General features: G+C 71.9%; 12 protein-coding genes and 1 pseudogene. 6 read left to right on the top strand and 7 right to left on the bottom strand.

The annotated features are described in order from the left end of the window. The first annotated feature begins 1 nt into the window (after position 1). The gene (locus tag ACWD0J_RS16575; protein ID WP_451496510.1) at positions 2-415 is read left to right on the top strand and encodes a DUF742 domain-containing protein; all 414 of its coding nucleotides are present in this window, start codon (positions 2-4) and stop codon (positions 413-415) included. 240 nt (positions 416-655) lie between these two features. After that, positions 656-1,261, top strand: coding sequence for a GTP-binding protein (locus ACWD0J_RS16570; protein ID WP_451496509.1), 606 nt, complete (start codon positions 656-658; stop codon positions 1,259-1,261). A gap of 27 nt (positions 1,262-1,288) precedes the next feature. Here the strand turns inward: ACWD0J_RS16570 and ACWD0J_RS16565 are convergent. Beyond that, a pseudogene (locus tag ACWD0J_RS16565) lies at positions 1,289-1,712 on the bottom strand (PPOX class F420-dependent oxidoreductase). A gap of 97 nt (positions 1,713-1,809) precedes the next feature. On the opposite strand from ACWD0J_RS16565, the gene ACWD0J_RS16560 reads away from it, so the two are divergent. Together ACWD0J_RS16560 and ACWD0J_RS16555 are read left to right on the top strand one after the other, a co-directional pair. Beyond that, a complete protein-coding gene (locus tag ACWD0J_RS16560; RefSeq protein ID WP_451496508.1) occupies positions 1,810-2,223 on the top strand; it encodes a roadblock/LC7 domain-containing protein in 414 nt (137 codons plus the stop codon). Between the two features lie 126 nt (positions 2,224-2,349). Further along, positions 2,350-3,255: a DUF6397 family protein gene (locus ACWD0J_RS16555; RefSeq protein WP_451496507.1), complete on the top strand. Its 906-nt coding sequence runs from the start codon at positions 2,350-2,352 to the stop codon at positions 3,253-3,255. On the opposite strand, the gene ACWD0J_RS16550 is transcribed toward ACWD0J_RS16555, so the two are convergent. Together ACWD0J_RS16550 and ACWD0J_RS16545 are read right to left on the bottom strand one after the other, a co-directional pair. Further along, positions 3,242-4,111, bottom strand: coding sequence for an acyl-CoA thioesterase (locus ACWD0J_RS16550; protein ID WP_451496506.1), 870 nt, complete (start codon positions 4,109-4,111; stop codon positions 3,242-3,244). The genes ACWD0J_RS16555 and ACWD0J_RS16550 overlap by 14 nt on opposite strands. Positions 4,112-4,130: 19 nt before the next feature. Further along, positions 4,131-6,644, bottom strand: a complete 2,514-nt coding sequence (locus ACWD0J_RS16545; protein ID WP_451496505.1) for a DUF3516 domain-containing protein — start codon at positions 6,642-6,644, stop codon at positions 4,131-4,133. Positions 6,645-6,789: 145 nt separating this feature from the next. Here ACWD0J_RS16545 and ACWD0J_RS16540 point away from each other — a divergent pair, with 145 nt between their 5' ends. Beyond that, entirely contained in the window at positions 6,790-7,584 is a 795-nt protein-coding gene (locus tag ACWD0J_RS16540) for a metal-dependent hydrolase (RefSeq protein WP_451496504.1), read from the top strand. A gap of 41 nt (positions 7,585-7,625) precedes the next feature. On the opposite strand, the gene ACWD0J_RS16535 is transcribed toward ACWD0J_RS16540, so the two are convergent. The 4 genes from ACWD0J_RS16535 to ACWD0J_RS16520 all read right to left on the bottom strand — a co-directional run bounded on the left by ACWD0J_RS16535 (position 7,626) and on the right by ACWD0J_RS16520 (position 12,280). Further along, positions 7,626-7,895 (bottom strand): type B 50S ribosomal protein L31, encoded by a 270-nt coding sequence (locus ACWD0J_RS16535; protein WP_451496503.1) that lies wholly within the window; start codon positions 7,893-7,895, stop codon positions 7,626-7,628. A gap of 54 nt (positions 7,896-7,949) precedes the next feature. Then, positions 7,950-8,420 carry a DUF5709 domain-containing protein gene (locus ACWD0J_RS16530; protein WP_451496502.1) on the bottom strand — a complete coding sequence of 157 codons (471 nt, stop codon included), beginning with the start codon at positions 8,418-8,420 and terminating at the stop codon, positions 7,950-7,952. 240 nt (positions 8,421-8,660) lie between these two features. After that, on the bottom strand, positions 8,661-10,442 hold the full coding sequence (locus tag ACWD0J_RS16525) for an ABC transporter ATP-binding protein (RefSeq protein ID WP_451496501.1): 1,782 nt from the start codon (positions 10,440-10,442) through the stop codon (positions 8,661-8,663). After that, positions 10,439-12,280, bottom strand: coding sequence for an ABC transporter transmembrane domain-containing protein (locus ACWD0J_RS16520; RefSeq protein ID WP_451496500.1), 1,842 nt, complete (start codon positions 12,278-12,280; stop codon positions 10,439-10,441). The genes ACWD0J_RS16525 and ACWD0J_RS16520 overlap by 4 nt, the downstream gene beginning before the upstream one ends. A 210-nt stretch (positions 12,281-12,490) precedes the next feature. Between ACWD0J_RS16520 and ACWD0J_RS16515 the strand changes: the two genes are divergently transcribed. Then, entirely contained in the window at positions 12,491-14,113 is a 1,623-nt protein-coding gene (locus tag ACWD0J_RS16515; RefSeq protein ID WP_451496499.1) for a peptide-N4-asparagine amidase, read from the top strand. Positions 14,114-14,115: the final 2 nt, after the last annotated feature.

Genomic DNA, 14,115 nt, shown 5'->3' with positions numbered 1-14,115 from the left:
CATGACCGAGGACATGACGGGCACCCAGCGCGAGCAGGGCAGCCAGTGGTACGACGGCGAGGCCGGCCCCCTGGTGCGTCCGTACGCCATGACCGGCGGACGCACCAGACCCGGCCCCACCGGGGTGCGCTTCGACCTGATCGCCCTGGTCACGCTGGACACGGGCGCGCCCGGCTTCGACGACGACACCCCGCTGGGGCCGGAACACCGCGCCCTGGTCGACCTGTGCCGCGCGGAGACGCAGTCGGTCGCGGAACTCGGGGCGGGCGCCGACCTGCCGGTGGGCGTGGTCAGGGTCCTCCTCGGTGACCTCCTGGAACTCGGCTGGGTCACCGTCAGCCGTCCCGTGCCCCCCGCGCAACTTCCTGACGAACGGATCCTGCGCGAAGTGATCGAAGGGCTGCGGGCCCTGTAGATGAACGCGCGCACCCGTCCGGCGGTCCCGAGCGGTTACTTGTGCGCTCTTTCGCACCCCGCATGGCCACCATGCGGTCAGATCGGGCCCATAGCGGTCCGACCCCCTCGCGGCCAGGCCGCGGTTGTCATCATGCTGACGTCGCGCCCCCGCACCGAGGCCGCGGGCGGGACTTCCGCCGGGACGCGGCACCCACTCCCCGACGTCGACCGTCGCCGGCCCTCCCGAGAGAAGTGATCGATGGTCTCCGAGCACTCCGACGCCCAGGACGGCGAGACGACCGCCCTGGCGTTGAAGATACTGGTCGCCGGCGGGTTCGGCGTGGGCAAGACGACCCTGGTCGGTGCCGTCAGCGAGATCCGGCCGCTGCGTACCGAGGAACTGCTCAGCGAAGCCGGGCAGTCGGTGGACGACACCGGCGGCGTGGACCAGAAGGTCACCACGACGGTCGCCATGGACTTCGGGCGGATCACCATCCGCTCCGGCCTGTCCCTCTACCTGTTCGGTACACCGGGCCAGGACCGCTTCTGGTTCCTGTGGGACGAGCTCTCCCAGGGCGCCCTCGGCGCGGTGGTCCTCGCCAACACCCGCCGCCTGGAGGACTGCTTCCCGGCGGTGGACTACTTCGAGCACCGGCACATCCCGTTCGTGGTGGCCGTCAACTGCTTCGCGGGCGCCCGGACGTACGGCGCCCACGACGTCTCACGCGCCCTGGACCTCGACCCGGGCACGCCCGTGGTCCTGTGCGACGCCCGCGACCGCGACTCGGGCAAGGAGGTGCTGATCCGGCTGGTCGAGTACGCCGGGCGGATGCACACCGCCCGGCTGCTCGACTCGGTGGGCTGACCCGGGCCGTCGGGCCCGGTGCCGTCCTCAGTCGGCGACGGCCTTCTGCGCCAGGACCTTGGCGACCGCGACCCGGACGAGGAGTTCGCCCGGCACGCCGTTGCGGGCGCCGAACTCCTCGGCCCGGTCCTCGCCCATGTACCGCGCCGCGATGCGCCCAGTGCCGGACCTGATCGAGATCCTCGATGAGCCGGGCGCGGCCCTGGAGCACCACGAAGTCGAAGGGCGGCCGGTCGTCGTCGACGCACAGCGCGACCCGGCCGTCCCGGGCCAGATTGCGCCCCTTCACCGTGGCCTTGCCGGTGTTGAACACCACGTCGTCCCCGTCGAGCAGGAACCAGACCGGCGCCACGTGCGGGCTCCCGTCGGCGCGTACGGTCGACAGCTTTCCGGTGCGGGTGCCGTCGGAGACGAACTCCCGCCATTCGGTGTCGGTCATCTTCTGTGCCATGTCCCCATCCTCCTTGCCGGGACGCCGGTCGTGGGGAAGTCTGGCGGGGAGAGATCCTCCGGCCAGGGAGGAGATGTCACAGGGGGAGACAGTAACCATGGCGCAGAAGCGGGGACTTGGCTGGCTGCTGGACGACCTGACCGAGCGCGTGGAACACGTACGGCACGCTCTGGTCCTGTCCAACGACGGGCTGGTGACGGGGGCGAGCACGGGACTGCGCCGCGAGGACGCCGAGCACCTCGCCGCCGTCTCGTCCGGACTGCACAGCCTGGCCAAGGGCTCGGGACGGCACTTCGGCGCGGGCCAAGTGCGCCAGACCATGGTCGAGTTCGACGACGCCGTGCTGTTCGTCACCGCCGCGGGCGCCGGCAGCTGCCTGTGCGTGTTCAGCGGTGCTGAGGCCGACATCGGCCAGATCGCCTACGAGATGACCCTGCTCGTCAACCGGGTCGGCGAGCACCTCACGGTCGACGCCCGGCACCCCGGGCGAAGTCCGGAAGAGCGCCTCTGACCTGCTGATTCCTCGACTCCCGTGGAGTTTTCCACAGGTCCGCGCCGCGATGCGCCGGACCGGATACCGTTTCTGTCACCGCGAACGCACACAGCGTGAGCACCGACTCCACGGGGGAGACCGGCCATGCCGACCGACACCATCACCACACCGCACCACCTCTCTTGCGCGCCGAGTCGCGCGGCCCGTGAGCTGGGCCTGAAGCGCGGTGAGTTCGACCTCGCTGTGCACCTCGGGCACATCCGCACCCTGCCCGACGAAGGAGGCGGCGGCCGACGCGTCCCCCGCTCCGAGATCGACCGGCTGCGCGCGGGCGAAGGCTTCCCCGGCTCCCTGCGCGAGCGGGTGAAGGCCGTGGGCGCCACGGAGGGCGCGGCGGTCATGGAGGTGTCTCCGGGCAGGTTCACCCGGCTGGCCCGCCTGGGTCTGGTGGTGCCGGTGACGTTCTACCTCAACCGCTATCGCACCGTGGTCTGGCAGTATCTGGCCGAGGAACTAGGGCAGTTCGCGGTCGACGAGAAGAACTCCCGGCTGCTGAAGGCGCGCATGCCCGAGGGACTGCGTGACCAGCTGGAGACCGGCCTGGACCTGCGCCCCCGCAACTGGCGCGGACGACACCTGGGCTTCCTGCTGCGGCAGGCCGCCGATCCGTGGGAGCAGGCCGGAGCCGTGGCGGCGTTCCTCGACCCCGTCCAGGTCGCGGAGATCATCACGGACCCCTACGAGCGCTCTCACGTGAACCGCTTCCGGCCCGGACCGCCCACCCACGGTGTCCCGGGTTCCCCGGCCGCGCGCCTGGCGGAGAGGATCATGACTGCGGACGACCCGGACGAGATCGGCTGGCTGCGGAGCGACCTGGCGCGCTCTGTGGAGGAGGCGCGGGAGCATCGCCCCGCCCCGCGCCCCGCCCCACGGCCCGCCCCGTCCGTGGGGCACGGCGACCCCTCCCGATCCGGGCACCCGCATCCGCCCCGGAAGCTGCTGGGCTGGCTGCGCCGTGGACGGGGCACATCCCGCCCTACAAGGCCCTGAACAACCCCTCCTGGACGACCGACACCAGCAGCCGGCCCTCCAGGTCGTAGATCCGGCCGCGGGCCAGCCCCCGTCCGCCCGTCGCGATCGGTGACTCCTGGTCGTACAGGAACCACTCGTCCGCGCGGAACGGCCGGTGGAACCACATGGCGTGGTCCAGCGAGGCCATGTCGAATCCGCGCGGACCCCACAGCGGTTCGACCGGGATGCGGACGGCGTCCAGGAGGGTCATGTCGCTGGCGTAGGTCAGCGCGCAGGTGTGCACCAGCGGGTCGTCACCGAGCGGCCCGACCGCGCGCATCCACACCGCGCTGCGCGGCTCGGCGTCCTTGACCTCCTCGATCGTCCAGCGCAGCCGGTCCACATAGCGGATGTCGAAGGGCTGACGCCGGGCCATCCGCTCCAACTGTTCCGGCAGAGCGCCCAGATGCTCCCGGATCTCGTCCGTGACCGTCGGCAGCGACTCCGGGTCCGGGACCTTGCGGGCCGGCGGCAGCTGGTGCTCGAAGCTCCCCTGTTCAGGCTTGTGGAAGGAGGCGGTGAGATTGAAGATCGTGCGGCCCTGTTGCACGGCGGTGACCCGGCGGGTGGTGAAGGACCGCCCGTCCCGCACCCGCTCGACCTGGTACACGATCGGCACACCGGGACGGCCCGGACGCAGGAAGTACGCGTGCAGCGAGTGCACCGGGCGGTCGCCCTCCGTGGTGCGGCCCGCGGCCACCAGCGCCTGTCCGGCCACCTGGCCGCCGAAGACGCGCTGCAGGGACTCCTGCGGGCTGCGGCCACGGAAGATGTTGACCTCGATCTGCTCCAGGTCGAGCAGGTCGACGAGCTTCTCGGCCGGGTTCGTCGTCATGGGTGGGACTCTCCTGTGCTCACAGCTGGCCGACGTCGGTGACACGAACGATCGCACGGCCCTCGGCGTCGGAGGCCGCGAGGTCGATCTCCGCGCTGATGCCCCAGTCGTGATCGTCGTTCGGGTCGTCGAAGATCTGGCGGACGCGCCACAGACCGTGCTGCGGCTCCTCCTCGATCAGCAGCAGCTTGGGGCCGCGGGCGTCGGGTCCGGTGCCGAGGTCGTCGTACTCGTCCCAGTACTTGTCCATCGCCTCGCCCCAGGCATCGGCGTCCCAGCCGGAGTCCGCGTCCATCTCGCCGAGCTCCTCCACCTGATCCAGGGCGGCGAGCTCGACCCGGCGGAACATGGCGTTGCGGACGAGGACGCGGAACGCGCGGGCGTTGGTGGTGACCGGCTTGACCTCGTCGGCCTTCTCCTGGGCCTCCTCCGCGGTCATCACCTCCGGATTGGCGAGCTGCTCCCACTCGTCCAGCAGGCTGGAGTCGACCTGGCGCACCATCTCGCCCAGCCACTCGATCAGATCCTGGAGGTCCTCGGACTTGATGTCGTCCGGGACGGTGTGGTCGAGGGCCTTGTAGGCGCCGGCGAGGTAGCGCAGCACGATCCCCTCGGTGCGCGCCAACTCGTAGTAGGACACCAGCTCGGTGAAGGACATCGCCCGTTCGTACATGTCCCGCACGACGGACTTCGGCGACAGCGGGTGGTCGCCCACCCAGGGATGACTCTTGCGGTAGGTGTCGTACGCGTGGAAGAGGAGCTCCTCCAGGGGCTTCGGGTAGGTGACGTCCTGGAGCCGCTCCATGCGGTCCTCGTACTCGACGCCGTCCGCCTTCATCGCGGCCACCGCCTCGCCGCGCGCCTTGTTCTGCTGGGCGGCGAGGATCTGCCGCGGGTCGTCCAGCGTCGACTCGACGACGGACACCATGTCCAGGGCGTAGGACGGCGACTCCGGGTCGAGGAGCTCGAACGCGGCCAGCGCGAAGGTGGACAGCGGCTGGTTGAGGGCGAAGTCGTGCTGAAGATCGACCGTCAGCCGGACGATACGGCCCTCGGCGTCCGGCGTGTCCAGCTTCTCGACGATGCCGCCGTCCAGCAGCGAGCGGTAGATCGCGATCGCGCGCCGGATGTGCCGCAGCTGCTGCTTGCGCGGCTCGTGGTTGTCCTCCAGGAGGTGCCGCATCGCCTCGAAGGCGTTGCCGGGCCGGGCGATCACCGACAGCAGCATCGTGTGCGTCACCCGGAAACGGGAGGTCAGCGGCTCCGGCTCGGAGGTGATCAGCTTGTCGAAGGTGTTCTCCGTCCACCCGACGAAGCCCTCGGGAGCCTTCTTGCGGACGACCTTGCGGCGCTTCTTCGGGTCGTCGCCCGCCTTGGCCAGCGACTTCTCGTTCTCGACGACGTGCTCGGGAGCCTGGGCGACCACGAGACCCGCGGTGTCGAAGCCCGCCCGCCCGGCGCGGCCCGCGATCTGGTGGAACTCACGGGCGCGCAGCGTGCGCACGCGCGTGCCGTCGTACTTGCTCAGCGCCGTGAACAGCACCGTGCGGATAGGGACGTTGACGCCCACACCCAGCGTGTCCGTGCCGCAGATGACCTTCAGCAGACCGGCCTGGGCGAGCTTCTCCACCAGGCGGCGGTACTTGGGCAGCATGCCGGCGTGATGGACGCCGATGCCGTGCCGCACGTACCGGGACAGGTTGCGGCCGAACTTGGTGGTGAAGCGGAAGTTGCCGATCAGCTCGGCGATCTGGTCCTTCTCCTCGCGCGTGCACATGTTGATGCTCATCAGCGCCTGCGCCCGCTCCACGGCCTGCGCCTGCGTGAAGTGCACGATGTAGACCGGTGCCTGTTTCGTCTCCAGCAGCTCGGTCAGCGTCTCGGTGAGCGGCGTGAGCCGGTACTCGTAGGACAGCGGCACGGGGCGGGTCGCCGAGCGGACCACGGACGTCGGGCGGCCGGTGCGGCGGGTCAGGTCCTTCTCGAACATCGAGACGTCGCCGAGGGTGGCCGACATCAGGATGAACTGCGCCTGGGGAAGCTCCAGGATCGGGATCTGCCAGGCCCAGCCCCGGTCCGCCTCCGCGTAGAAGTGGAACTCGTCCATCACGACCTGGCCCACGTCCGCGTGCTTGCCGTCCCGCAGCGCGATCGACGCGAGCACCTCGGCGGTGCAGCAGATCACCGGGGCGTCGGCGTTGACGGACGCGTCGCCGGTCAGCATGCCGACGTTCTCCGTGCCGAAGATCTTGCACAGCTCGAAGAACTTCTCCGACACCAGGGCCTTGATCGGAGCCGTGTAGAACGTGACCTCGTCACGGGCCAGCGCGGCGAAGTGCGCGCCTGCCGCGATCATGCTCTTGCCGGAGCCGGTGGGCGTCGACACGATCACGTTCGCCCCGGAGACCACCTCGATCAGCGCCTCCTCCTGGTGGGGATAGAGGGTGAGACCGCGTTCCTGGGACCACGACTCGAAAGCTTCGTAGAGGGCGTCGGGGTCGGCGGTCGGCGGCAGCTGATCGATGAGGGTCACGCACCCATCTTGCCTGCCCTTTCGCGGGATGGGGGAATCGGCTGCGAGCACGAAGATCGCGAACGCTACGCTGTGTCGCCGACGGAGCGTCAGTGCGCCCGGTCAACTGGACAGCGGCACACCAAGAATGGGGCGGGCAACTCCGATGATGGGACCAGCACACTCACTGTCGGGCGCCGCAGCCTGGCTCGGTGCCGGCGCCGCGGCAGCCGCGACCGGGCACACGATGCCCTGGCCGGTCCTCCTCGCCGGGGCCCTGATCTGCGCCGGCGCCGCACTCACCCCGGACCTCGACCACAAGGCCGCCACCATCTCGCGCGCTTTCGGTCCGGTCTCCCGAGCCGTGTGCGAGATAGTCGACAAGCTCTCCTACGCCGTCTACAAGGCCACGAAGAAGCAGGGCGACCCGCGCCGCTCCGGCGGGCACCGCACGCTCACCCATACCTGGCTGTGGGCCGTCCTGCTCGGCGCGGGCGGCTCGGTGGCGGCGATCACCGGTGGCCGCTGGGCCGTGCTGGCGCTCCTGTTCGTGCACATGGTGCTGGCCATCGAAGGCCTGCTGTGGCGGGCGACCCGCGGCCAGAGCGCCGACATCCTGGTCTGGCTGCTGGCCGCGACCAGCGCCTGGATCCTCGCCGGGGTGCTGGACAAGCCGGGCAACGGAGCGGACTGGCTGTTCACGGCGCCGGGCCAGGAGTATCTGTGGCTGGGGCTGCCGATCGTGCTGGGCGCGCTGGTGCACGACATCGGGGACGCGCTGACGGTCTCCGGCTGTCCGGTCCTGTGGCCGATCCCGGTGGGCCGCAAGCGCTGGTACCCGATCGGTCCGCCGAAGTTCATGCGGTTCCGGGCGGGCAGCTGGGTCGAGCTGAAGGTCCTGATGCCGGCCTTCATGCTGCTCGGGGGAGTGGGCTGCGCGGCGGCCCTCAACGTCATCTGAGCGAACCGCTCCGGCCGGCTGCCGGGGCCGTCCGGGAGCGCTCACGCCCCGCCGGAGCCCCGTCCCGGACCGCTGCCGTAGCGTCGTTCGAACTGGGCGACCCGGCCCTCCGAGTCCACTGTGCGGGCCTTGCCGGTGAAGAAGGGGTGGCTCTCCGAGGAGATCTCCACGTCCACGACCGGGTAGGTCTCGCCGTCGTCCCACTCGATGGTCCGGTCGCTGGTGGCGGTGGACCGGGTGAGGAAGGCGTAGCCGGCGGAGCGGTCCCGGAAGACGACCGAGTGGTAGTCGGGGTGCTTGTCCTGCTGCATGGATCCTCCTTCTGCGACGCCGGCCGGGCGGGCGGCGCCGCGGGGGTGGTGGGGTCAGCCGTACAGGGCGTCCTCGTCGACGATGTGCACGGCGGCCTCCTCGGCGGAGGCGGCCGCTCCGTCGATGCCCACGTCCGTGGCGATCAGCGCGCTCTCCTCATCCTCGTGCGCTCCCTCGTCGGGTGCCACGAGACGGCCGGAGCGGACCGCGCCGACCTCGTTGTCGAGGAGTTCCCCGTCCGTGCCGTCGCAGTCACCGATGCCGTCGCCGTCCGGCGCGGCCAGGTCCGGCAGCTCCTCGGCGAGCCGCTGCTCCAGCGTCTCGCCCGCCCGGCGCTCCGCCGCCGTGACACCGGCGTGCTCCACCGCCCAGGGCCGTTCCGGAGGCGACCAGCCCCGGTCGAGGGGACTGTCGACTCCGTCGTTCTCCAGGGTGTCCTCCACGTCGAGCAGCCCCGAATCGTCCTGGATCTCGGATCCGTCGGGCTGGTAGACGTCGTCCCCCCATCCGTCGGCGCTGTTCACGGGTACCTCCAGGTGATGGGGCCGGACTCGTTGTCCCCGAGGTCGGCGGCGGACCGCGGACGTACGGTGCACAAGCTCTGCCCGTCGGTCCACCGCGTGGTGCGCGGGCGCTCCCCGAGCCGGTGCCGCTCTCCAGCCTTCCACCCGACTTCCGCACCGCGCAACGGCACGGGCCCGGGTCGGGAACCGCTCGTCCCCGGCCCGGGCCCGCACACCTCTCAGTGCTCCCCGGTCACCCGGTCACCCGTGCCAGGACCGCCACAGGGCCGCGTACGCCCCGTCGGCCGCGACCAGCTCGTCGTGGCTGCCCAGCTCGCTGATCCGGCCGTTCTCGACGACGGCGATGACGTCGGCGTCGTGCGCGGTGTGCAACCGGTGGGCGATCGCGACCACCGTGCGGCCGTCCAGGACCCGGGCCAGGGACCGTTCCAGGTGGCGGGCCGCCCGCGGGTCGAGCAGGGAGGTGGCCTCGTCCAGGACCAGTGTGTGCGGGTCGGCCAGCACCAGCCGGGCCAGGGCGATCTGCTGCGCCTGGGCCGGAGTGAGCGCCAGCCCGCCCGAGCCGACCTCGGTGTCCAGGCCGTCGTCGAGGGCCCGTGCCCAGCCGTCCGCGTCCACCGCGCCCAGGGCCGCCCACAGCTCGGCGTCGGCCGCGCCGGTGCGGGCGAGGAGCAGGTTGTCGCGCAGGGAGCCCACGAAGACGTGGTGTTCCTGGTTGACCAGGGCCACGTGCGAGCGGACCCGTTCCGCCGTCATCCGGGAGAGCTCGGCGCCGCCGAGGGTGATCCGCCCGTCCCGGGGCGCGTAGATCCCGGCGAGCAGCCGGCCCAGCGTGGACTTGCCCGCGCCGGACGGCCCGACCAGCGCCAGCCTGGTGCCGGGGGCGACCTCCAGGGACACCTGGCGCAGCACGTCCACGCCTTCGAGGTAGCCGAAGTGCACCCGGTCCGCGTGCACGTCGCGGCCGTCGGGATCCAGCGTGTCGTCACCGGCGTCCGGCTCGATGTCCCGGACACCGACCAGCCGGGCCAGCGACACCTGGGCCACCTGCAGCTCGTCGTACCAGCGCAGGATCAGTCCGACCGGGTCGACGAGCATCTGCGCGATCAGGGCCCCGGTGGTCAGCTGCCCGACCCCGATCCAGCCCTGGAGCACGAACACGCCACCGATCATCAGCACCGAGGCGAGGACCGTCACATGGGTCACGTTGACGATGGGAAAGAGCACCGACCGCAGCCAGAGCGTGTAGCGCTCCCAGGCGGTCCACTCCTTGATCCGGCGCTCCGACAGCGCGATCCGGCGGGCGCTGAGGCGGTGCGCCTCGACGGTGCGTCCGGCGTCCACGGTCTCCGCGAGCGCGGCGGCGACGGCGGCGTACCCGGCGGTCTCCGAGCGGTAGGCCGCTCCCGCCCGCTTGAAGTACCAGCGGCAGCCGGTCACCAGCAGCGGCACGGCGAGCAGCACGGCGGCCGCCAGCGGCGGCGCGGTGATCACGAGCCCGCCCAGCAGCAGGGCCGCCCACACCACGCCGATCGCCAGCTGCGGTACGGCTTCCCGCATCGCGTTGGACAGCCGGTCGACGTCCGTGGTGATCCGGGACAGCAGGTCGCCCGTCCCGGCCCGCTCCAGCACCCCCGGCGGCAGGCCGACCGACCGCACCAGGAAGTCCTCGCGCAGATCGGCCAGCATCCGCTCGCCGAGTATCGCCCCGCGCAGCCGTACCTCCCGCACGAACAGCGCCTGGACGGCCAGCGCGAGCAGGAACAGCCCGGCCGTCAGCTCCAGGTGGAGTGCCCGGGCGTCGTCCGACACCCGCTCCACGAGGCCGCCCAGCAGCCACGGGCCCGCCATCGAGGCGATGACGGCCACCGTGTTGACGGTGATGAGGAGCAGGAAGGCACGGCGGTGCCGGCGGAACAGTTCGGCCACGTAGGCGCGGACGGTCGCGGAGGCGCCGACGGGCAGCGTGTTCGCCGTCGTCGGGGCCGCCGGGTCGTACGCCGGTGGCGCCACGCCGATCATGCGGTCTCCTCGATCTCTTCCCGTACGTCCAGGACGTCGTCCACCTCGCGGTCGACCACGCCGTCCACCTCCGGCTCGGTGGCCTCCGGCCCGCGCCGGGCGGCCTCCTCGTCGGTCTCGCGGGTCACCACGGCCCGGTACCGGGGTTCCTTGTGCACCAGCTCGCGGTGCACGCCGACCGCCACGACCTCGCCCTCGTGCACGAGGGCGACCCGGTCGGCGCGGTCCAGGAGCAGCGGCGAGGTGGTGAACACCACGGTCGTGCGCCCGGCGCGCACCTCTCGCAGGCCCTCAGCGATCCGCGCCTCGGTGTGCGAGTCGACGGCGGAGGTCGGCTCGTCCAGGACGAGCACCTCCGGGTCCGTCACCAGCGAGCGGGCCAGGGCGAGCCGCTGGCGCTGGCCGCCGGACAGGGACCGTCCGCGTTCGGTGATCCGGGCGTCCATCGGGTCCTCGGCGCCGAGCGAGCCCTGGGCCAGGGCGGTCAGGACGTCCCCGCACTGCGCGGCCGCCAGGGCCTCCTGGGCGCCGACGGCGCCCGAAGCGGGCACGTCGAGCAGCTCGCGCAGCGAGCCGGACAGCAGCACCGGGTCCTTGTCCTGGACGAGAACGGCCGTGCGTGCGGAGTCCAGCGGCAGCTCGTCGAGCGGCGTACCGCCCAGCAGGACCGAGGGGCCCTTCTCCGAGGGGTGCCCGCCCAGCCGCTCCGCCAGCCGTCCCGCCGCGTCCGGGTCACCGCACACCACGGCGGTGAGCCGGCCGGCGGGTGCCAGCAGACCGGTGGCCGGGTCGTACAGGTCGCCGGACGGAGTGCCGGCGGCGAGGGAGCCCGCCGTGTCCGTGGCCCGCTCCAGCGACAGCACGCGCGCGGCCCGCCGGGCCGACGGGCGCGAGAAGGAGTAGGCCATCGCGATCTCCTCGAAGTGCCGCAACGGATACGTCAGCAGCATCACCGAGCTGTAGACGGTGACCAGTTCACCGACACTGATCCGGCCGTCGCGGGCCAGGTGGACGCCGTGCCAGACGACCGCGATCAGCAGCAGTCCGGGCAGCAGTACCTGGATCGCGGAGATCAGCGACCACATCCGGGCGCTGCGGACGGCCGCGTGGCGGACCTCCTGGGAGGCGCTGCGGTAGCGGTCGAGGAAGAGTTCCTCGCCGCCGATGCCGCGCAGGACGCGCAGACCGGCCACGGTGTCCGAGGCCAGTTCGGTGGCGCGTCCCGCCTTCTCCCGCTGGACGTCGGCGCGCCGGGTCGCGGGGGGCAGCAGCGGCAGCACCGCCAGCGCGAGGACCGGCAGGCCCGCGGCGACGACCACGCCGAGCGCCGGCTGGTACAGGACCAGGCCGACGCAGACCAGCACGAGGGTGACCGCCGCCGCGGTGAACCGGGAGACGGCCTCCACGAACCAGCCGATCTTCTCGACGTCACCGGTGGACACGGCGACGACCTCGCCGGCCGCCACCCGCCGGGTGAGCGCCGAGCCCAGCAGAGCGGCCTTGCGGGCCAGCAGCTGCTGGACGCGCGCGGCGGCCGTGATCCAGTTGGTGATCGCGGAGCGGTGCAGGAAGGTCTCGCCGACCGCGTTGCCGACACAGCACACGGCCAGCAGCGCGCCCGCGAGGGCGAGCCGGGTACCGGAGCGGTCGACGACGGCCTGCACGGCGAGCCCGACGCAGAACGGCAGGACGCAGACGGACCCGAAGTGCAGCAGCCCCCAGGCCAGTGACCTGAGCTGTCCGCCCAGCTGGTTCCGGAAGAGCCACCACAGGAATCGGGGCCCGGAGCGCGCGTCCGGCGCACCCGGGTCGGGATACGGAAGGTCTTGAATCTGCATGACGTCCAGTGGCTCGTGTCAGGGGGTGAAGGGGGAACGCGTACGACGGCAACAAACCGTGAAAGGTTCGCGTCACAGCGTGGTCGGAAGCAAACGGTTTTCCGGCGGAGCGCACAGAACCGGCTGACCCGGCGACCGGGCCGCACCGACGTCGCCGCGCGCGGAAGGCGTCATTGCGGCGGATGCCCGGTTGGCCGTAGAACACCGGCCATGAAGAGACAGATCGTCATGTCCATGCTCGCCGGAGCGACCCTCCTCGCGAGCACCCTCCTCGGGGCGGGCCCGGCCCAGTCCGCTCAGGGCCCCGCCTCGGCCCCCCGGCCCGTCGACGTCCCCGCCGAGTTCGGCACCGACTGGCACGACCCCGTCACCGCGGCCCCGCCCGTCGCCAAGCCCGCCGGAAGGTCCTGCCGGGTCACGCTCGCAGAGGCGCGGTTCCGGGACTTCACCCCGTACCGGGGCACCTACACACCGCCCGACGGCTGCGGCGACCGCTGGAGCAAGGTCGTGCTGCGGCTGGACGGCGAGGTCAGGGGGCGGCAGTTCGACCGGCTCGGTCACCTCCACGTCGGCGGCGTCGAGATCTTCCGTACGTCGACGCCCCAGCCCTCGCCCGACGGCATCGAGTGGTCCGTCGAGAAGGACGTCACGCGCTACAGCGACACCTTCCGCGACAGCCAGGACGTCGAGATGCTCATCGGCAACGTCGTCGACGACACGTACACCGGCATCATCGACGTCAAGGTCACCCTGACGTTCCACGCGGGCGAGGCGGCCGCCACGCCGGACCGGGTCCTGACCCTCGACGACCGGTCCGCCCTCACCACCCCGCGCAACAGCGAACGCATCGTCGCCGAGGTGTACGCCACCGGTTCCGGCGGCGGCTGCGAGGAGTACTGGTACCTCACGGTGCCCGACCCGGCGCCGTACTCCTGCCGGACCGCCGACGGGCCCTACCGCGAGGTCCAGGTCGAGGTCGACGGCCGGCTCGCGGGGATCGCCGCCCCGTTCCCGACCGTGTGGACCGGCGGCTGGTCCAACCCCTTCCTGTGGTACGTCGTCCCGGGACCCCGCGCCTTCGACGTCAAGCCGATCGAATACGACCTGACGCCGTTCGCCGGGATCCTCAACGACGGCCGCCCGCACCGCGTCGAGGTCTCCGTCGTCGGCGTTCCCGAGGGGCAGAGCGGCTGGAGCGCTCCGGTCAACATCCTCGTCTGGCAGGACACGAAGAGCGCGCACGTCGGCGGGAGGCTCACCGCGCACCGGCAGACCGGTCTCACCGGCTCCTCGGCGTACCGGCCCGGCGCGGAGCACCGCGTGGACACCGAGGGTGGTCACGGGCTGACGGTGGCCGGATACGTCGACACCTCGCACGGCCGGGTGACGACCACCGTCAGCCGGTCCCTCGCGCACACCTCCACGCACCGCTGGACCGACGGCGAGAACGTCGACGCCCTGGACGCCACGTGGACGGACGACGAGTCGGTGACCGCCGACGGACGCGGACCGGCACGGGTGACGCGCACCCAGCGGACGTACACGATGGACGGTACGACCACGCTGGGCGCGGCCGACCGGCTGCGGACCGTGCTGACCCTCGGTGACCGCGCCTCGGTCACCGAGTCGCGCGGCGGCCGGCGCACCGCGTGGTCGCGACTGGACGACACGTACACGGGCGACGCGACGTACACGGTGAACGTGCCCCGCGACCAGCGGCACGCGGTCGCCGCGACGAGCGAGCGCTACCGGATCCGCGGGTCGGCCGGGTGCTACGACCGCTCCCTGGTGACCGTCCAGGGGGTGCTCACCGGGGACCGCCGGGGCTGCTGACG

The sequence above is a fragment of the Streptomyces sp. NPDC003011 genome, from assembly GCF_053591515.1.
The sequence above is the reverse complement of the archived record's forward strand: the minus strand, read 5'-3'. Positions and strand labels throughout refer to the sequence as shown.

Bases quoted from the DNA above. Each gene is read 5' to 3' on its own strand.
- ACWD0J_RS16575 (WP_451496510.1), top strand. From the start codon at position 2: ATGACCGAGGACATGACGGGCACCCAGCGCGAGCAGGGCAGCCAGTGG.
- ACWD0J_RS16570 (WP_451496509.1), top strand. From the start codon at position 656: ATGGTCTCCGAGCACTCCGACGCCCAGGACGGCGAGACGACCGCCCTG.
- ACWD0J_RS16560 (WP_451496508.1), top strand. From the start codon at position 1,810: ATGGCGCAGAAGCGGGGACTTGGCTGGCTGCTGGACGACCTGACCGAG.
- ACWD0J_RS16555 (WP_451496507.1), top strand. From the start codon at position 2,350: ATGCCGACCGACACCATCACCACACCGCACCACCTCTCTTGCGCGCCG.
- ACWD0J_RS16550 (WP_451496506.1), bottom strand. From the start codon at position 4,111: ATGACGACGAACCCGGCCGAGAAGCTCGTCGACCTGCTCGACCTGGAG.
- ACWD0J_RS16540 (WP_451496504.1), top strand. From the start codon at position 6,790: ATGATGGGACCAGCACACTCACTGTCGGGCGCCGCAGCCTGGCTCGGT.
- ACWD0J_RS16535 (WP_451496503.1), bottom strand. From the start codon at position 7,895: ATGCAGCAGGACAAGCACCCCGACTACCACTCGGTCGTCTTCCGGGAC.
- ACWD0J_RS16525 (WP_451496501.1), bottom strand. From the start codon at position 10,442: ATGATCGGCGTGGCGCCACCGGCGTACGACCCGGCGGCCCCGACGACG.
- ACWD0J_RS16520 (WP_451496500.1), bottom strand. From the start codon at position 12,280: ATGCAGATTCAAGACCTTCCGTATCCCGACCCGGGTGCGCCGGACGCG.
- ACWD0J_RS16515 (WP_451496499.1), top strand. From the start codon at position 12,491: ATGAAGAGACAGATCGTCATGTCCATGCTCGCCGGAGCGACCCTCCTC.